The sequence below is a fragment of the Acinetobacter sp. ESL0695 genome (assembly GCF_029392135.1).
Classification (GTDB): domain Bacteria; phylum Pseudomonadota; class Gammaproteobacteria; order Pseudomonadales; family Moraxellaceae; genus Acinetobacter; species Acinetobacter pollinis.
The window spans coordinates 192683-215047 of the sequence record NZ_CP113932.1 but is presented as its reverse complement, the minus strand read 5'-3'; the positions used below and the strand labels follow the sequence as shown (position 1 = coordinate 215047).

General features: G+C 39.8%; 6 protein-coding genes. All 6 read right to left on the bottom strand.

Annotated features, from left to right (window positions below):
* Window positions 1-12: 12 nt before the first annotated feature.
* Entirely contained in the window at window positions 13-12810 is a 12798-nt protein-coding gene (locus OZX61_RS00965; protein WP_277095017.1) for an ESPR-type extended signal peptide-containing protein, read from the bottom strand.
* Window positions 12811-13214: 404 nt separating this feature from the next.
* Window positions 13215-13907 carry a GntR family transcriptional regulator gene (locus OZX61_RS00960; protein ID WP_277095016.1) on the bottom strand — a complete coding sequence of 231 codons (693 nt, stop codon included), beginning with the start codon at window positions 13905-13907 and terminating at the stop codon, window positions 13215-13217.
* Window positions 13907-17512: an urea carboxylase gene (gene uca, locus OZX61_RS00955; RefSeq protein WP_277095015.1), complete on the bottom strand. Its 3606-nt coding sequence runs from the start codon at window positions 17510-17512 to the stop codon at window positions 13907-13909. Before uca ends, OZX61_RS00960 begins: the two co-directional genes overlap by 1 nt.
* A gap of 13 nt (window positions 17513-17525) precedes the next feature.
* Window positions 17526-19352, bottom strand: a complete 1827-nt coding sequence (atzF, locus tag OZX61_RS00950; RefSeq protein WP_277095014.1) for an allophanate hydrolase — start codon at window positions 19350-19352, stop codon at window positions 17526-17528.
* Window positions 19353-19455: 103 nt separating this feature from the next.
* Window positions 19456-21054, bottom strand: a complete 1599-nt coding sequence (locus tag OZX61_RS00945; protein WP_277095013.1) for an allantoin permease — start codon at window positions 21052-21054, stop codon at window positions 19456-19458.
* Between the two features lie 221 nt (window positions 21055-21275).
* Window positions 21276-22328, bottom strand: coding sequence for an NAD(P)-dependent alcohol dehydrogenase (locus tag OZX61_RS00940; RefSeq protein WP_277095012.1), 1053 nt, complete (start codon window positions 22326-22328; stop codon window positions 21276-21278).
* Window positions 22329-22365: the final 37 nt, after the last annotated feature.

The window sequence follows — 22365 nt, the reverse complement described above, 5'->3', positions numbered from 1 at the left end:
TTATTTAAACCGTTACCATTGGATTCCAGTGCCTACAGTTCCACCAAAGTCGCCACGTGAATTTCCACTGCCACTGACTTTAAATACCCATCTACCACTATCTGAGATTGAAGACATACCAATCGCATAGCCATTTTCACCACGGAATGTACCACCACTAATTGCTAACATGCTTTTTCCTGGAATATACGCCTGTGGTAATCCAGCTGTAGCAAGTGCTTGTGCACTTCCTGCGTTCGCGTGTTTTTCTAAATCGTCAATTCGTTTATTTGTAGTATAAAAGGCTTGTTCAAGTTGATTTCCAACATTTGTGACCTTCTGATCTAATGCATTTAGGGCATCGCCAACATTGGTTTGTGTTCCACCTGCAACATTGTATGTCGGCCCTGTATTTGTTGCGTAGTCAGCACCACCACCTAAGTAACTATATATATTGGAGTTACTTGTATATAGCTGTGAACCATTTATAGCATCTGTTGAAGTTGAAGTAACTGCGCCAGAAGCAACATTGGTAACTTTTTGATTACCTGCATTAATACCATTTTGATCAATAGTGACATTTCCAGAGGTTAATTTGTCTGTAGTTACAGTTCCTGCGGTAACTGTATTAAAATTAACATCTTTACTGGTTGCAACCTGATAGTTAGTACTTCCATCCGTATTTTTACTGCTTGTTACTGTAACGTTATCGCCTGCTGTTACGGTTGTTTTTGCTTGCGTAGCAGCTGCACTTGCACTTTGGGCAACTTGTTTTAACTGATCTTCTGTCGCAGCCTGACCTGAAACAATATTATTTGCATCCCATGTCGTATTAGATAAACCATTTACGGTACCTACGGTACCATTTACAGTGACTTGGCCTGCAGTAATATTTCCTTTAGAGCCATCAATTTGAACACTACCTGTTTGAATTGTACCGGTAGTACCATCGACTGAAATAGCTGTGCTTCCAGATCCTACTTTAACTTGGTTGCTCAAACCAACCGTCACATTATTTCCAGAGTTAGTGACTGTAACACCGCTTGATTGTGCACCATTAATATTCAATGTATCTCCAGACTTCACTGTGCTTGTGGCAGTTACTCCAGAATCAGTAGCGACTTTCCAACCTTGATTTGCAGTGGTTGCTAGACTATTTACATATGAAATTGCATCATTAATTGTCGTTTGTCCCGTACCACCAATATTGGTCCAACTAATCTGATTATTTGAGTATGTAGCATTACCCCCAAATAATTGAGTTAAGTTATTTCCTAAACCATAAAGCTGATTACCTGTTACTGCATCTTGAGAGGTTGAACTAATATCACCATTAGCAACATTCGTTATTTTTGTACCTGCAGCATCAATACCGGTTTTAGTTATACTTGGGCCATTTGCAATCACTAAACCATCTGAAGTTAATGTACTATCACCAACTGTAACATTATTAAATGTTACGTCATCGGCTGTAGATACTTTAATCCCACCTTGCCCATCGTCAGACAATTTAACGTTCGTTCCACTAACAAAGTTTGCGGTATTGTCCGTTTTGCTAATGCTTTTTACATTGGTGCCATCCACTTGGGTTTGCACTGTTTGTAGTCCACTATCTGCACTGGCTAAGCTGTCTTTCGTTGCCTGACTTAAGTCAACCGCATAGTCCGTTACGTTGTTGCTGTCTGTCGTACCTTTGGTCACAGTCAACGCACTTGATCCTGCTGATGCGGTTGTCCCATTGGCATTTACTGTATAAATAGCTTGACCATTAGTTCCAGTCGTTTGGCTGACATTCGCAACATTCGTCCCTGCAGCAACCTCTGTTTTTGCTGCTGCTGATTGTGCATCAACATAACTCTTGTTGGTAATGTTATCACCACTAGTGATCGGTCCCGTATAACTTGCACCACTGCTATTGACTGTGAAGTTATCACCTAATTTAGTGGTGCCTGTTGCTGTTAAGTTGGTGGTGTTCACATTGTTAAATGTTACGTCATCGGCTGTAGATACTTTAATCCCACCTTGCCCATCGTCAGACAATTTAACGTTCGTTCCACTAACAAAGTTTGCGGTATTGTCCGTTTTGCTAATGCTTTTTACATTGGTGCCATCCACTTGGGTTTGCACTGTTTGTAGTCCACTATCTGCACTGGCTAAGCTGTCTTTCGTTGCCTGACTTAAGTCAACAGCATAGTCCGTTACGTTGTTGCTGTCTGTCGTACCTTTGGTCACAGTCAACGCACTTGATCCTGCTGATGCGGTTGTCCCATTGGCATTTACTGTATAAATAGCTTGACCATTAGTTCCAGTCGTTTTACTGACACCTGCAACATTCGTCCCTGCAGCAACCTCTGTTTTTGCTGCTGCTGATTGTGCATCAACATAACTCTTGTTGGTAATGTTATCACCACTAGTGATCGGTCCCGTATAACTTGCACCACTGCTATTGACTGTGAAGTTATCACCTAATTTAGTGGTGCCTGTTGCTGTTAAGTTGGTGGTGTTCACATTGTTAAATGTTACGTCATCGGCTGTAGATACTTTGATCCCACCTTGCCCATCGTCAGACAATTTAACGTTCGTTCCACTAACAAAGTTTGCGGTATTGTCCGTTTTGCTAATGCTTTTTACATTGGTGCCATCCACTTGGGTTTGCACTGTTTGTAGTCCACTATCTGCACTGGCTAAGCTGTCTTTCGTTGCCTGACTTAAGTCAACCGCATAGTCAGTTACGTTATTGCTGTCTGTCGTACCTTTGGTCACAGTCAACGCACTTGATCCTGCTGATGCGGTTGTCCCATTGGCATTTACTGTATAAATAGCTTGACCATTAGTTCCAGTCGTTTTACTGACACCTGCAACATTCGTCCCTGCAGCAACCTCTGTTTTTGCTGCTGCTGATTGTGCATCAACATAACTCTTGTTGGTAATGTTATCACCACTAGTGATCGGTCCCGTATAACTTGCACCACTGCTATTGACTGTGAAGTTATCACCTAATTTAGTGGTGCCTGTTGCTGTTAAGTTGGTGGTGTTCACATTGTTAAATGTTACGTCATCGGCTGTCGATACTTTGATCCCACCTTGCCCATCGTCAGACAATTTAATGTTAGTCCCACTAACAAAGTTTGCAGTGTTGTCCGTTTTGCTAATACTTTTTACATTGGTGCCATCCACTTGGGTTTGCACGGTTTGTAATCCACTGTCTGCATTGGCTAAGCTATCTTTCGTTGCCTGACTTAAGTCAACCGCATAGTCCGTTACGTTGTTGCTGTCTGTCGTACCTTTGGTCACAGTCAACGCACTTGATCCTGCTGATGCGGTTGTCCCATTGGCATTCACTGTATAAATAGCCTGACCATTACTTCCAGTCGTTTGGCTGACATTCGCAACATTCGTCCCTGCAGCAACTTGTGTTTTTGAGGCTGCTGATTGTGCATCAACATAACTCTTGTTGGTAATGTTATCACCACTAGTGATCGGTCCCGTATAACTTGCACCACTGCTATTGACTGTGAAGTTATCACCTAATTTAGTGGTGCCTGTTGCTGTTAAGTTGGTGGTGTTCACATTGTTAAATGTTACGTCATCGGCTGTCGATACTTTGATCCCACCTTGCCCATCGTCAGACAATTTAACGTTCGTTCCACTAACAAAGTTTGCAGTGTTGTCCGTTTTGCTAATACTTTTTACATTGGTGCCATCCACTTGGGTTTGCACGGTTTGTAATCCACTGTCTGCATTGGCTAAGCTATCTTTCGTTGCCTGACTTAAGTCAACCGCATAGTCCGTTACGTTGTTGCTGTCTGTCGTACCTTTGGTCACAGTCAATGCACTTGATCCTGCTGATGCAGTTGTCCCATTGGCATTCACTGTATAAATAGCCTGACCATTACTTCCGGTCGTTTGGCTCACACTCGCAACATTCGTCCCTGCAGCAACTTGTGTTTTTGAGGCTGCTGATTGTGCATCAACATAACTCTTGTTGGTAATGTTATCACCACTAGTGATCGGTCCCGTATAACTTGCACCACTGCTATTGACTGTGAAGTTATCACCTAATTTAGTGGTGCCTGTTGCTGTTAAGTTGGTGGTGTTCACATTGTTAAATGTTACGTCATCGGCTGTCGATACTTTGATCCCACCTTGCCCATCGTCAGACAATTTAATGTTAGTCCCACTAACAAAGTTTGCAGTGTTGTCCGTTTTGCTAATACTTTTTACATTGGTGCCATCCACTTGGGTTTGCACGGTTTGTAATCCACTGTCTGCATTGGCTAAGCTATCTTTCGTTGCCTGACTTAAGTCAACCGCATAGTCCGTTACGTTGTTGCTGTCTGTCGTACCTTTGGTCACAGTCAATGCACTTGATCCTGCTGATGCAGTTGTCCCATTGGCATTCACTGTATAAATAGCCTGACCATTACTTCCGGTCGTTTGGCTCACACTCGCAACATTCGTCCCTGCAGCAACTTGTGTTTTTGAGGCTGCTGCTGATGAAGTCAATTGACTCACATTGACCGCATCTGTATCTGCTGTACCTGCTGCAACATTCGTAACCTTAGTACCTGCTGCATTAATTCCTGAAGCTAAAACACTTGGCCCATTACTAATCGTCAAACCATCAGTCGTTAAAACACTATTACCTGCTGTTAAGCTGGTTACACTAACGTTTGGATTTAATTTTACTTGAACCCCATCGGTTGTGGCTGCAGTTGTAATATTGCTATCACCAGTAATTGCTAATGTTTCTCCAAGCTTTTTAACACCTGTCGTACTGGAGTTATCTCCAGTGAAAGTTAAACCTTTATTTGCTATATCTGTACTGGCTTGCTTACCTGCAGAAATATCATCTTTCGTTGTTTGTGCAAGATCAACCGCATAGTCAGTTACGTTGTTGCTATCTGTTGTACCTTTGGTCACAGTCAATGCACTTGATCCTGCTGATGCAGTTGTTCCATTGGCATTCACTGTATAAATAGCCTGACCATTACTTCCGGTCGTTTGGCTCACACTCGCAACATTCGTCCCTGCAGCAACTTGTGTTTTTGAGGCTGCTGATTGTGCATCAACATAACTCTTGTTGGTAATGTTATCACCACTAGTGATCGGTCCCGTATAACTTGCACCACTGCTATTGACTGTGAAGTTATCACCTAATTTAGTGGTGCCTGTTGCTGTTAAGTTGGTGGTGTTCACATTGTTAAATGTTACGTCATCGGCTGTCGATACTTTGATCCCACCTTGCCCATCGTCAGACAATTTAACGTTCGTTCCACTAACAAAGTTTGCAGTGTTGTCCGTTTTGCTAATACTTTTTACATTGGTGCCATCCACTTGGGTTTGCACGGTTTGTAATCCACTGTCTGCATTGGCTAAGCTATCTTTCGTTGCCTGACTTAAGTCAACCGCATAGTCCGTTACGTTGTTGCTGTCTGTCGTACCTTTGGTCACAGTCAATGCACTTGATCCTGCTGATGCAGTTGTCCCATTGGCATTCACTGTATAAATAGCCTGACCATTACTTCCGGTCGTTTGGCTCACACTCGCAACATTCGTCCCTGCAGCAACTTGTGTTTTTGAGGCTGCTGATTGTGCATCAACATAACTCTTGTTGGTAATGTTATCACCACTAGTGATCGGTCCCGTATAACTTGCACCACTGCTATTGACTGTGAAGTTATCACCTAATTTAGTGGTGCCTGTTGCTGTTAAGTTGGTGGTGTTCACATTGTTAAATGTTACGTCATCGGCTGTCGATACTTTGATCCCACCTTGCCCATCGTCAGACAATTTAATGTTAGTCCCACTAACAAAGTTTGCAGTGTTGTCCGTTTTGCTAATACTTTTTACATTGGTGCCATCCACTTGGGTTTGCACGGTTTGTAATCCACTGTCTGCATTGGCTAAGCTATCTTTCGTTGCCTGACTTAAGTCAACCGCATAGTCCGTTACGTTGTTGCTGTCTGTCGTACCTTTGGTCACAGTCAATGCACTTGATCCTGCTGATGCAGTTGTCCCATTGGCATTCACTGTATAAATAGCCTGACCATTACTTCCGGTCGTTTGGCTCACACTCGCAACATTCGTCCCTGCAGCAACTTGTGTTTTTGAGGCTGCTGCTGATGAAGTCAATTGACTCACATTGACCGCATCTGTATCTGCTGTACCTGCTGCAACATTCGTAACCTTAGTACCTGCTGCATTAATTCCTGAAGCTAAAACACTTGGCCCATTACTAATTGTCAAACCATCAGTCGTTAGAACACTATTACCTGCTGTTAAGCTGGTTACACTAACGTTTGGATTTAGTTTTACTTGAACCCCATCGGTTGTGGCTGCAGTTGTAATATTGCTATCACCAGTAATTGCTAATGTTTCTCCAAGCTTTTTAACACCTGTCGTACTTGAGTTATCTCCAGTGAAAGTTAAACCTTTATTTGCTATATCTGTACTGGCTTGCTTACCTGCAGAAATATCATCTTTTGTTGTTTGTGCAAGATCAACCGCATAGTCCGTTACGTTGTTGCTATCTGTCGTACCTTTGGTCACAGTCAATGCACTTGATCCTGCTGATGCAGTTGTCCCGTTGGCATTCACTGTATAAATAGCCTGACCATTACTTCCAGTCGTTTGGCTCACACTCGCAACATTCGTCCCTGCAGCAACTTGTGTTTTTGAGGCTGCTGCTGATGAAGTCAATTGACTCACATTGACTGCATCTGTATCTGCTGTACCTGCTGCAACGCTAGTAATTTGTTTACTTCCCGCATTAATTCCTGAAGCTAAAACACTTGGACCATTACTAATCGTCAAACCATCAGTCGTTAAAACACTATTACCTGCTGTTAAGCTGGTTACACTAACGTTTGGATTTAGTTTTACTTGAACTCCATCGGTTGTGGCTGCAGTTGTAATATTGCTATCACCAGTAATTGCTAATGTTTCTCCAAGCTTTTTAACACCTGTCGTACTTGAGTTATCTCCAGTGAAAGTTAAACCTTTATTTGCTATATCTGTACTGGCTTGCTTACCTGCAGAAATATCATCTTTTGTTGTTTGTGCAAGATCAACCGCATAGTCAGTTACGTTGTTGCTATCTGTTGTACCTTTGGTCACAGTCAATGCACTTGATCCTGCTGATGCAGTTGTTCCATTGGCATTCACTGTATAAATAGCCTGACCATTACTTCCAGTCGTTTGGCTCACACTCGCAACATTCGTCCCTGCAGCAACTTGTGTTTTTGAGGCTGCTGCTGCTGAATTCAATTGACTCACATTGACCGCATCTGTATCTGCTGTACCTGCTGCAACATTCGTAACCTTAGTACCTGCTGCATTAATTCCTGAAGCTAAAACACTTGGCCCATTACTAATTGTCAAACCATCAGTCGTTAGAACACTATTACCTGCTGTTAAGCTGGTTACACTAACGTTTGGATTTAGTTTTACTTGAACCCCATCGGTTGTGGCTGCAGTTGTAATATTGCTATCACCAGTAATTGCTAATGTTTCTCCAAGCTTTTTAACACCTGTCGTACTTGAGTTATCTCCAGTGAAAGTTAAACCTTTATTTGCTATATCTGTACTGGCTTGCTTACCTGCAGAAATATCATCTTTTGTTGTTTGTGCAAGATCAACCGCATAGTCCGTTACGTTGTTGCTATCTGTCGTACCTTTGGTCACAGTCAATGCACTTGATCCTGCTGATGCAGTTGTCCCGTTGGCATTCACTGTATAAATAGCCTGACCATTACTTCCAGTCGTTTGGCTCACACTCGCAACATTCGTCCCTGCAGCAACTTGTGTTTTTGAGGCTGCTGCTGATGAAGTCAATTGACTCACATTGACTGCATCTGTATCTGCTGTACCTGCTGCAACGCTAGTAATTTGTTTACTTCCCGCATTAATTCCTGAAGCTAAAACACTTGGACCATTACTAATCGTCAAACCATCAGTCGTTAAAACACTATTACCTGCTGTTAAGCTGGTTACACTAACGTTTGGATTTAGTTTTACTTGAACTCCATCGGTTGTGGCTGCAGTTGTAATATTGCTATCACCAGTAATTGCTAATGTTTCTCCAAGCTTTTTAACACCTGTCGTACTTGAGTTATCTCCAGTGAAAGTTAAACCTTTATTTGCTATATCTGTACTGGCTTGCTTACCTGCAGAAATATCATCTTTTGTTGTTTGTGCAAGATCAACCGCATAGTCAGTTACGTTGTTGCTATCTGTTGTACCTTTGGTCACAGTCAATGCACTTGATCCTGCTGATGCAGTTGTCCCATTGGCATTCACTGTATAAATAGCCTGACCATTACTTCCAGTCGTTTGGCTCACACTCGCAACATTCGTCCCTGCAGCAACTTGTGTTTTTGAGGCTGCTGCTGCTGAATTCAATTGACTCACATTGACTGCATCTGTATTTGCTGTACCTGCTGCAACATTCGTAACCTTAGTACCTGCTGCATTAATTCCTGATGCTAAAACACTTGGTCCATTTGTAATGGTTAATCCATTTGTGTTTAACAAACTATTACCTGCTGTTAAACTGGTTACACTAACGTTTGGATTTAAAGTAACTTGAATCCCATTTGTCGTAGTTGCTGTAGTAATATTTTTATCGCCTGTAATCGCGACGGTATCACCCAGTTTTTTATTCACTACTGATCCAGAGTCAGAAGAAAAGCTTAGCCCTTTATTCGTAGTTGTATTTAATGTTTCTACCGCTTGATTTGTTGCATAAAGTTGGCTTCCATTAATAGCATCTGTACTAGTAGAGCTTATTCGTCCTGCCGCTACATTTGTAACAGTACGTTCACTTCCTGAAGTTCCTACTGATACAGTACTACTTGGACTGGTACCTGCAAACGTATATGTGGTGCCTGCAATAGTTACACTTGAAGTTCCAACTGCGCTAGCAGTTGTTGAGTTAGAGCCCAATGCAACATCGTTGGCATTTGTTGCTGTAGAATTAGATCCTAATGCAACACCATTTGCAGCAGAACTATGTGCAGTATTTCCCAGTGCAATTCCCCCAGCAGCATCGGCTTTTGAGGTATAACCTATAGCTAAGGAACCTTGTCCAGTTGCTGTATTTGTATTACCTAAAGCAACAGCACCATCACCATTTGCTGTGTTGTCTTTACCTGTAGCAACAGCACCTGCACCTGTTGCTGTATTAGGATCCCCAATTGCAACAGCACCATCACCGTTTGCTGTATTTCCTGAGCCAATCGAAACAGCCTTTCCACCTTTGGTGATTGCTGCTGAGCCTATTGCTACAGATTCTGCAGATGTAGCCTGAGAACTGTCTCCTATAGCAATTGCTTTACTCGCCGAGGCAACTGTGGAATTACCTAAAGCGATAGTACTAACTGCACTTGCAGCCGCACTGGTTCCTTGTGCAATTGCATTCGTTGCCCCTGCTGCAACCGTTGCACTATTACCAATTGCCATAGAGCCAGTAGCTAGATTACCTGATGTACCATTTACTTTTGCACTATTACCTAATGCCAATGCATTGGCTGCATAGGTCACAGCACTTCCATTACCTTGTGCTATTGCCTGTGCTGAATTTGCATCAACTGAGGTCGTATTGCCTATCGCAATTGAACTAATTGCATTTGCAGCTGCACTGGTTCCTTGTGCAATTGCATTCGTTGCCCCTGCTGCAACCGTTGCACCTGTGCCCAATGCCATAGAACCTGTAGAAAGGTTACCTGATGCACCGTTCACTTTTGCACCATTACCTAATGCCAATGCATTGGCTGCATAGGTCACAGCACTTCCATTACCTTGCGCTATTGATTGTGCTGAATTGGCATCTATGGTTGCAGCTGTACCTAATGCAACACTATCAGATGAAGCTGTATTTGCATTATTACCAATCGCATTTGATCTAAGAGCACTAGCTTTTGAATTATAGCCAGATGCAATTGAAGCATTTCCAGATGCATTTGCACTTACCCCTTGAGCAATTGCACCCGATGCACTTGCAGTTGCACTTGTCCCTTGAGCAATCGTATTATCTGCACTTGCAGCTGCACTATTACCAACCGCTGTTGCATTTACACCACTTGCACTAGAGCTTGACCCTAGAGCGATAGCGTTAGTTGCACCAGCTGCTACTTTTGCGCTATTACCAATGGCCATAGAACTTGTAGACAAACTATCAGATGTTCCTTTGACTGTGGCTCCATTACCCAAGGCTAGAGCATTTTGTGCATAGGTAACAGTGCTACCGTTACCTTGTGCAGTCGCTTGTGCTGAGTTTGCATCAACTGAGGCCGTATTACCTAGCGCAATTGAACTAATTGCATTTGCAGCCGCGCTAGTTCCTTGTGCAATTGCATTCGTTGCTCCTGCTGCAACCGTTGCACCCGTACCTAATGCCATAGAACCTGTAGAAAGGCTACCTGATGCACCGTTCACTTTTGCACCATTACCTAATGCCAATGCATTGACTGCATAGGTCACAGCACTTCCATTACCTTGCGCTATTGATTGTGCCGAGTTCGCATCAACCGAAGCCGATGTTCCAAAAGCAATTGTATTTGTAGAAGATGCTTTTGCTGTATTACCAATGGCTGTTGCACTTGTACTGCTAGCAGCCGCACCAGTTCCTTGTGCAATTGCATTTGTTGCCCCTGCTGCAATCGTTGCACCTGTACCTAGTGCCATAGACCCTGTAGAAAGATTACCTGATGCACCGTTCACTTTTGCACCATTACCTAATGCCAATGCATTAGCTGCATAGGTCACAGCACTACTATTACCTTGTGCTATTGATTGTGCTGAGTTTGCATCAACTGAAGAAGAAATACCTAAGGCAATTGTATTTGTACCTGATGCAGTTGCAAGATAGCCTATAGCATTTGAACCATCTCCTGAAGCGACTGTACCTGTACCTGTACTATTCCCTCCTCCAACAGCCAATGCATTTTTACCTGATGCTATCGTATCATTACCAAGAGCCGTTGCAGCTAACCCCGTTGCTTGTGCTCCAGCACCTAATGAGGATGCACTTTGGCCTGAAGATATCGTTCCATTACCTACAGACGTTGAGTAGAGACCAGATGATGTTGAACCATAACCTATTGCAGTCGCTTTTTCTTTGTTAGCTGTCGCAGTATTCCCTACGGCTGTTGTATTTGTATCGGATGCAACAGTATTAGCACCAATAGCAGTACTTGTTATGCCTGAACCTTTTGCTGTATTTCCAATTGCTATAGAACTCGTGTTACTTGCTGCCGCATTTGTTCCTTGTGCAATTGCATTTGTCGCTCCTGCTGCAATCGTTGCACCTGTACCTAGTGCCATAGACCCTGTAGAAAGACTGCCTGATGCACCGTTTACTTTCGCACCATTACCTAAAGCCAGTGCATTGGCTGCATAGGTCACAGCACTTCCACTTCCTTGCGCTATTGATTGTGCTGAGTTTGCATCAACTGATGCAGTATTACCCATTGCTATAGAGTAATCACCTAAAGCACTTGAGTAATATCCAATCGCACTCGCAGCATTTCCAGATGCCGTCGAATTACTTCCTAAAGCCACAGTACGTGCATTCGTTGCATTTGCAACATAGCCTAATGCTGTAGATGCATTTCCAGATGCAACAGCACTAGTACCTTCGGCGATAGAGTTCATGCTAGATACTGTTGCACCATTACCTTGGGCTATAGCGTTATAAGCACCTGTAGCAACCGTTGCTCCATTACCTTGGGCTATAGAGTTTGTTGCTCCCGCAGCAACCGTTGCACTATTGCCTACTGCAATTGAACCAGTAGCGAGATTACCTGATGCACCATTAATTTTTGCACCATTACCTAAAGCCAGTGCATTGGCTGCATAAGTCACCGCACTACCATTACCTTGTGCTATTGATTGTGCTGAGTTTGCATCAACTGAGGCCGTATTACCTAAAGCTATTGAACTAGCTGCATTTGCAATAGTAGAAGAACCTTGTGCAATAGCATCTGTGGCTGTTGCTGCAGCTCCATTACCCAAAGCAATAGAACGACTAGCAGATGCAGTCGTTCCACTACCATTTACTGAACCTCCACCTAAAGATAAAGCATTAGCTCCAGATGCAGATGCGTTGTTACCTAAAGCAACAGCTGCAATACCTGTAGAACTAGCACCAGATCCTAAAGCTGTAGAACTAGCTCCACTTGCTGTTACATAATTACCTATTGCTACTGTATATGAATTTGATGCTAATGAACCTGAGCCAATTGCAATAGCATGAGTTCCACTAGCTGTTGTTGCATTTGTAGAACTTCCATCAGAGGTCGATGACTGGTCAGAACCTATTGCTATTGCATTTTTACCTGCTGTTGCATTTAAAGTAGCTTGACTACCTAAACGCATTGAATAAGTACTACCTAAAACATCAGTTACACCTATTTTTCCACCATTTACATATAGGAATTGTCCTAAACTTAAACTTGATGAAGAACCATCTTGAGTATTCCCATCTGCAGATGATCCAAAAAATAATGACTGTACAGTCTGAGTTGCCGGATTAGCCTGACAAGCACTAGTAGCGCCAGTGCCAATACCTCCTGGATCCAAAATGCTAACACATCCTGAATCTGTTCTATCATTTACGTATAATCCACCTACTGCATAGGCAAAATGACTAGAACCCGTTAATGCAAGAGCTACAAAGATTCTGGAGAAGGAAAATTGTTTATTATTCGCTATAGTTTCAATCTTTTTATTATCTTTAGAAGATGATTTTGCCTTTCCTTTTGCCAATTCAGAAACAACAATCCATTTCCCCAAATACACATTCCATATTACCTTGTATATTTTATTCATGTACTTCACCTTAATTACTTTATTAATTTATTTGTTACTTTATTAAAATAATATTTTATTAAAATGAATACGTTTTATACACAATTAATTACAGATAATTCAAAAAATATATAGCCTATACTAACAACTACAAATCAATATTAAAATATAATGTGAATTCAATCATAATATAAAAAATTAATAGATTTAAATAATTATTAATTTTTTCTTAAAAAATAAAAATAAATCACAATAATATTAGAATATATTAAAAATTTATCATTTCAATTAATTTAAATAATAAAATTTATTAGAAAGTAAATTTAGATAAGGTTTGCAAAAAAATAAAAAATAAATATCAAAATATTTAAATTATTTGATAAAAATAAAAAATAAATACCATTTAATTAAAATAAAAACATATTCTAATAAAATTGTGTATTATCTAGCATTTTTAAAGTTATTTTCTTAACCTCATCACGGCTTTTTTTAATATGTGAATTTAGAATGTATTTTGCGTCATCTTTATTTTTATTTAAAATCAGTTCTAGTATATGTTGATGTTCACTATAAGTTGCTTCAATACGGTAGGTCTTAGAAAAATCGAGCCTACGTATAATTCTAATTTTTTCACTCAGTTCTCTGTGAATACGTGCCATTTCCTGATTTCCAGCCGCACGTACCAAGCTACAATGGAAATCTTCATCTTGCTGCGCCAGTGTTTTTAAATCCTTAAGATATTGCTCTGGTTGAATACACCATTTTTCTTTTAAAATTTCTAAATCTATTGGTAATTCACCATTAGAATCACATAGCATATCAATTGCTATATTTTCTAAGATCATTCGTACATCATACAATTCTTCGTAGTATCTAAAATTTAAAGGTCTCACCTGCCAACCTCTCCGAAATCCAACATCTACATAACCTTCTTGTTGTAAACGGTAAAGTGCTTGTCTTACAGGTGTTCTGCTCACCTTATACACTTCAGCAATTTCTGATTCTGTAAAACGTTCACTCGGCATCAATTTAAAATCAAAAATATCATTTTTAATTCTTTGATAAACAAGCTCAGATAAATTATCTGAGCGTTGTATAAGTGTTTCTTTATTTCTCATTATGGCTCCATATAAATCAGTGGTTCTCCACCATGTACCGTTTGACCAGCATGACAAACAATTGCTTTGATCTGACCATCTTCCGATGCATATACTGGCAACTCCATCTTCATAGCTTCAATAATTGCAATAGTGTCATTCTTCTTCACATTTTGCCCTTCATGAACCAATACTTTCCAAATATTTCCCGTCATAGAGGCATTAACTGCGGTATATTGACTAAAGTCTTGAGCAATATATTGATCTTGAATGATTTCATTTGAGGCAATAGTTTCATCTTTCCAACGCTCTACTTCAGTATGAAATGCTATTTTTTGTTGCTTCTGAAATGTATTAATACTGTCTTCTTCGTCCTTTAGAAACTGACAATATTCCGCATAATCAAATGTTGTTTCCTCAATATCAACGTGTATAAGACCATTCTCGAAATCGGAACGCCATTGATCTAATTCAGTTTCAGACACTTCAAAGAACTTGATTTGATCAAAAAACTGTAAAAACCATTCTTTATTTTCAAATTGCTTATTTTTCTTAAATTTATTCCAAATTGGTAAAGTACGACCAACCAACTGATAGCCACCAGGCGAATCCATGCCATAAATACACATGTACATTCCACCTATTCCCACAGTGCCTTCAGCTGTAAATGTGCGTGCAGGATTATACTTCGAACTGAGTAAGCGATGACGAGGATCAATAGGGACAGCACAAGGTGCTGTTAAATACACATCCCCCAAACCAAGAATTAAATAGTTTGCTTCAAATAAAATATCTTTAACTTGATCTCTATGTTCTAAACCATTAATTCTCTGTATAAAATCTACATTATTAGGCAACCAAGGTGCTTTTGCACATACACTTTCTTGATAGCGTTCTACAGCACCTAAAGTGGCACTGTCTTCAAATGCCATTGGTAAATGCACTATACGCGAAGGGATTTTAATCTGGCTTAAATCTCCCATTTTATCTTCTAAAGAGATGAGCTCCTGAATTAACTTAGCTTGTGAAATGATTAAACCATCATATTTAATTTGGAGAGATCGAACCCCTGGTGATAACTCTAATACGCCCGAGAGATCTAATTCACGAATCATTTGAATGAGTTGATGCACACGCAAACGAAGTGATAAATCAAGAACATTTTCTCCGTATTCGAGCAATATATAACTGTCTCCTGCCTGACGATAAATCGCTTTTGGAGAAACGGATGTCACTTCTTTCTGTGCCAATATTGTTGTTCCCAAACTTTCCTCAAGACAATCCTTTAAGCCCACTTGACTGTCTGAGAAATTTTGAATAACTGTTAACTGATCTCTTTCAAGTTGATTTGCTTGATTTACCGTTAGGGGATAAAAAGAAATTTTATCATCTGCCTTTAACTGTCCAACCTTCCATAATTCTGCTTTTGCAATGGTTACTGGACAAACGAATCCTCCTAAGCTTGGTCCATCTTTTGCCAAGATTACAGGAAAATCTCCAGTAAAATTAATTGCTCCAATTGCATACTCACAGTCATGCACATTCGATGGATGAAGCCCTGCTTCTCCGCCATTTTCTCGCGCCCAACTCGGTGTTGGCCCTGTTAAACGAATGCCTAAACGATTTGAGTTGAAATGAACAGTCCATTCCGATGCAAAAAATTCTTCAATATATTCTTGTTTAAAAAAGTCTGGCGCACCATGTGGCCCATATAACACGCCAATTCGCCACTCATTACCATAATTAGGAATAAGCGTTTCAGCGATTGCTCGAGGTGCTTGATACGTCACATCTACATCATGAGTAAGTAACTCTGGATGTACCATTTTAATCGTATCTCCCATGCGGAGTGTACGACCTGCATGACCGCCAAAGTTTCCAAGTGCAAAGGTTGAACGGCTTCCCAAATACAATGGAACATCTAAACCATGACGCACAGATAAATACGTGCGACAACCTGATGAAACATAACCCAATTCAAGTCTTTGCCCAGCTTTGATATTGATCGGTTGCCAAAAATTAATTTTATGCCCATCTATTGTTGCTTCACAAGGAGCACCTGTTAAAGCAATCACTGTATCGGCATGAAACTTAAATATCGGACCTTTCAGTGTAAACTCAAAGCCCGCTGCGCTTTCTGGATTACCAACAATTTGATTGGCAAGTCGAAATGCAAAATCATCCATAGGTCCGGAAGGTGGTACACCAATATCCCAATAGCCAACACGTCCTGGATAATCTTGTATAGAACTTAACGTACCTGCGTCAATCACTTCAATGACTCTAGGCGTATACGCAAAACTATCAAGCATTCTTGTCCATATGCTCATATCTTTAAAGCGATGGTCTGAAATAATTTCTCGCGCATAATCTAGATTGGTACTAATTCCATTGAGACGAGTTTCTGCAAGTGTGTGCTTAAGTTTTGAAATCGCTTTTGTTCTATCTTCTTCATACACAATAATTTTTGCGATCATTGGATCAAAATATTGAGAGATTTCCGTACCCGTTTTTACCCAAGTGTCTACCCGAACATCTTCTGGAAAATAGACCTCTGTGAGTACACCCGGACTCGGTTGAAAGTTTCTTACAGGATCTTCTGCATAAATACGTACCTCAATGGCAGCCCCTTGTGGTTTAAGCTGTGCCAAATACTCCCAATCAATGTCATCATGTGAAGCGACTTTAAGCATATATTCAATAAGATCTAAGCCTGTCACCATTTCCGTCACAGGATGCTCCACTTGCAACCGTGTATTTACCTCTAGAAAGTAAAACTCATCTCGAATGGCATCATAAATAAACTCTACAGTACCTGCGCTTCGGTAGTTTACAGACTGGCCAAGTTGTATGGCTGCTTGATGTAGTTTTTGGCGCGTATCTTCTGGTAAATTTGCAGCTGGCGTTTCTTCGACAATTTTTTGGTTACGGCGTTGCAGTGAACAATCTCTTTCTCCAAGTGCAACGACTTGCCCTTGACCATCTCCAAAAATTTGAACTTCAACATGTCTTGCTTTATCTATAAAACGCTCTAGAAAGACACCTGCATCTTTAAAAAATTGCTCACCTAAGCGCTTAACACTTTCATAGGCATCGATTAGCTCTTGTTCATTATCACAGCGTGTTAATCCAATTCCTCCACCTCCTGCTGTACTTTTAAGCATAACTGGATAACCAATTTCTTCAGCAGCTATCTTTGCTTCATCTAGACTACTTAATAGCCCTGTTCCTGGTGTCATTGGCACATTGGCAAGGGCAGCCAACTCACGCGCACGATGCTTTAATCCAAACTCTAAAATTTGATGTGCTGTCGGCCCCATAAATGCAATATTATTTTCTTCACATGCATGAGAGAAATCAGCACTTTCAGATAAAAATCCATAACCTGGAAAAATTGCTTGTGCACCTGTTTTATGTGCAATATCAATTAGTTTTTCAATGTTTAAATAAGTATCAGAAGGTTTTATTCCGTCTAAAGAAATTGCAATATCGGCATCTAAAACATGTTGTGCATAGCGATCTGTATCTGAATAAACAGCAACACTTTGAATTCCCAATTTTTTTAATGTACGAATTGCTCTAACAGCAATTTCACCACGGTTTGCAACAAGAACTGTATGAAACATTTGGAACCCCTTTTTATGCCTGATGTGATGAATTGATGTGTTGAATATAGGCACGCCAGCCACCAAACTGAGTAATGTTTTCTGCATTTTCCAAGCCGTAGGGCTCACAAATAAATCCTTTTACCCATCGACCATCTTCAAGCTCTACATTTCCAATACCCAAAGGTGTTGGAACTTCTGCAACAAATTCACCGAATCTCGCCATAGGGATATCCCAAAGCTCGACAACAATAGAACTTCCACCTTCAATATCTCTAGCCAATCCTGGTTTTGGTGGTACAGTGCCATTTAATGCGTAGAGTGAATAATTTGAAGCTGTTTTAGTCACCTCACGGCGTACAGCTTGACGTGATGTTAATTGGAAATTTAAAGGCATTCCTGTTAAATGAGCGCCAACTACTGCAACACGAATATGATGTTTAGAAAGAGGTAAATCCTTTGCGATCACATCATAGGATTTACTGGTCGCTCCAAGTTGAAGTGCAAGATGATTCTGCCAACGTATACCAAAGTCTGCCAATGCAGTGTCATACCAAGCAGGTGCAATACATGTAATACCAAAAGGCAAACCATCTTCTCTAAAATGAGAAGGCAAAGCCAAAGCACTCAAGTCTGCCAAATTGGTAAAATTAGTATATGTACCAAACTGAGCATTTAACTTAATCGGATTATTTTTCATTTGCTCAATGGTATAAATTGTGGGTGAAGTCGGCACACAGAGTGCATCTACTGTCGCCAATATCTCTTGAATTTGACGAGTTAAGTCTTGCTTTAAATACTCCGCTTTGTAAGCATCTACTGCGGTATAGTCATAGCCTTTTTCAACAATTTCTAGAACAACTGCATCAAAGTCATGCTTATGATTTTCTAAAATGTGCTCTAAAGCCGTTGTTCTTTCTGCAACCCAAGCACCCTGATAAAGCTGTTTTGCTAATTTTTCAAAAGGTGAAAAATCTATTTCAACAATAGATACACCCAAAGCTTTTAATGTTTCAATAGATGTACTAAATGCTTCTTCCGCATATTGATCACCAAAAAACTCTAAAACACGAGGAATGGCAAATGTTAGATTTGATGAAAAGCTCGCAGGTGCTGTATTTGGGTTTTTTCTCGAGTAACTGTCCTTCATATCATATGCTTCCATAAAATCTGCAACGTATGCTGCATCTTGGACAGTCAAAGCAAATATAGAAATACAATCGATAGTTTTACATGCAGGTAGTAAACCAAAATTAGAGAAACGACCTTTTGTAGGTTTTAAACCCACAATATTATTAAATCCTGCAGGAACCCGACCAGAGCCTGCGGTATCTGTGCCTAAAGCAAATGGGACTATCCCTCTTGCAACAACACTTGCCGAACCCGAACTTGAGCCACCACTGACATAATCTTTCTTAAATGTATTAGGAACTGCACCATAAGGAGACCGTGTACCAACTAAACCTGTTGCAAACTGGTCTAAATTAGTTTTTCCCACAACAATGGCACCCGCTTTCTTTAATGCTCTAACCACAGTTGCATCTTCTAAAGCGACCTCTTTAAGTGCACGACATGCAGCCGTAGATACAAAACCTTCTACATCAATGTTATCTTTTACTGCAAAAGGAATGCCATACAGTGGAAAATGTGTATATATGTTTTCAGAATCGTCTATGTCAGAGTTTTTAATATCTTGAATCTGAGCTTGTATTTGCTCATCCGATGCAATTGAAATCCATGCTGTATCTTCTAAATTAAGCTGTTGAATAATTTTAATTAAATCTTCTATTTTTATTTCTTTAGTCTTATAGGCATGTTGCCAATCTTGGATTGTCCATCCGCAAATCTGATCTAATGTCATGATTGAATCCCATCTTGTATACAAGTTATATTTTTAATAAGCACAATATGTGCCAAATAATTAAATGAATAACCGTATACAAGTTGAGTATGAAAAAATTAAGTTACTTTTCCATTGTTTTACAAAGAGAACAAATCACGCCATGATGTTTATGTGAATACATGACATCTGGTCTTTCATATTCTTGATCACACGCTAAACACATATACGATGTTGCTGTTGGTGATCCCTCTTGATCAAATCTTGGCTCATGAATACCATCGTGTTCTTGCTTAATATAGTATTTTCCTTTTGTTAATACCCCAATGACTGGTGTAAGAACAAAACCTACAACCAAAGCAATTAAAGGTGAATATGAAGATAAAAAACTGCCAAGAAACCCGAAAAATGCCAATAAAGACAAACCAGCAGCCATCAGAAAGGAAACTAATCCCACAGGATTAAAGTCGTATAACATTTCACGTCTATATTCAGGCTCTTTTGGGGATAATTTAAGTAAATATTTATTGACTGCAATATCTGTTGCGACGACCACAACCCAAGCAATGGCAAAGTTAGAATAAAATCCTAAAATCTTTCCTAATACTGCAAACATATTGCCTTCCATCAATACCAAGGCAACCACTAAATTAAATAAAACAAAGATGATTCTTCCTGGATACTTTTTACTTACGCGTGTATATGCACTGGTCCATGCAAGAGAGCCTGAATAGGCATTCGTCACATTAATTTTAATTTGTGAAATGACAACTAAAATAACCGCCAGCGCAAGTGCGAGCCAACCCGGCAACATATCATGAAATGCTGCATTGAACTGTTGTACAGGTTCAGTGGCATCAACACCGGGAATCTTTGTAAATAAATAAAAACCTAAAAATGCACCAATAATTTGCTTGATTGCACCTAATATTACCCAACCCGGACCTGCAGAAATGACTGCCATCCACCAAGATTTACTATTTTCTTTTGTTTTTGCAGGCATAAATCGTAAGTAATCAATTTGTTCACCAATTTGCATAATTAAAGACAAACAAATACCTGCACCTAGCATAATTGCCGCAAGATCGCCTGGTGCATAACCTTTTTGACCTGCAAATATAGTAAATGATTGAACTAAAGTCGGTTCTTGATAAATTAAATAAGCTACAGGACCAATCATTAAAATAAGCCAAATCGGTGTTGTCCATACCTGTAACTTACTAAGGGCTTTCATACCATAAATGACTAAGGGGATAACCATAATGGTTGAAATTAAATAGCCCAACCATAAGGGAACTCCCAACCCTAACAATAAACCTTGCGCCATAATAGAGCCTTCAAGCGCAAAGAAAATAAATGTAAAACTCGCAAAAATGATACTTGTAATTACAGATCCAAAGTAGCCAAAACCTGCACCACGTGTAATTAAATCTAAATCGATGTTATAACGCGCTGCATAATAGGACAGTGGAATGCCTGTGATAAATATAATGATTGCAGCAAACAAAATAGAATAGATTGCATTGGTTGTGCCATAAGTCATGCCAATGCTTGCACCAATTGAAAAGTCTGCTAAATATGCAATTCCTCCAAGTGCAGTAATTGCAACAACTTTCGGACTCCAACGGCGGAAGCTATAAGGTGCATACCTTAAGGTATAATCTTCTAATGTTTCATTGGCTGCTTTATTTGGCCGTTCCTCTACATACTCATATTTTTCCATGCCTCTTCAACCCAACTCAAAGAATGAGTGGTAAAAAAAGCAATGAATATGCCAAGTTAAACTTCTATATTATTTTATACACATATATATCTATAGATATTCGCTTAATATCTTAATCACTTACCGCAAGACGACAGTCAAAAAATGACTGTCATCCTATATATAATGCTATTTTTGCTACAATAAATTCAGTGCCATTAATATCACCAAAAGAATACTGATTAAGTAGAATGCATATCTACAACAAACCTATATTTCACATCATTTTTTTCTAGTCTAAGAAATGCTTCATTTATTTGATCCGATTTTATGAGTTCGATATCTGCAGTAATATTATGTTTAAAACAGAAATTTAGCATTTCTTGAGTTTCAGCAATTCCTCCAATATTTGACCCAGCGAGACTCCTTCTACCATGCACAATATTAAAAGCACTAACATCTAAAGGTTCAGGGGGTAATCCAACAACAACTAAAGCCCCCTGCCAAGTCAATAAATTTAAATAAGGATTTACATCATGCTTCGCTGAAATAGTATCCAGAATAAAATCTAGTTTTTTTGTCCACTCTTTTACTTGATTCTCATCTGTAGTTAATACAACATGGTCCGCACCGAGTCGCTTTGCATCATCTAATTTACTTTTTGAAGTTGTAAATACTGTAACTTCTGCACCTAAGGCTTTCGCAATTTTAACTGCAATGTGCCCTAACCCACCTATCCCTAAAATTCCTACATGTTTATCTGCACCAATTTTCCAGTGTTTTATAGGTGAATAAACCGTAATGCCTGCACATAATAAAGGCGCAACTGCTGCAAGATCCTCAAATGGTGGCACACAAAGTACATAATTTTCATCACAAACATAACTCTGAGAAAAACCTCCATATGTTTGTTCTCCATTCATATATCTGTCAGGAGTGTTGAAGGAAAAAGTGGTACCATTTTCACAAAATTGCTGTGTGTCGTGATAACAATACTCACAAGAACCACAGCTATCTACAATACAACCAATTGCCGCAAGATCCCCTACTTTAAACTTATTTACCTGATTACCAACTGCACTAATACGACCAATAATTTCATGGCCTGGTACGACTGGCCACATTGTATGACCAAAATCATTATGAATTTGATGTAAGTCCGAATGACAAATACCGCAATATAAAATCTCTAACTCAACATCAGTCTCTCTTAACGCACGTCTAGGAATTAATATTTCTTTTAAAGGCTCATTCACAGCATAAGTACCAAAACCTTTTATTGTTCTACAGCTCATTGTATTGTCCTTTTTGACTTAATATATCTAGAATTTT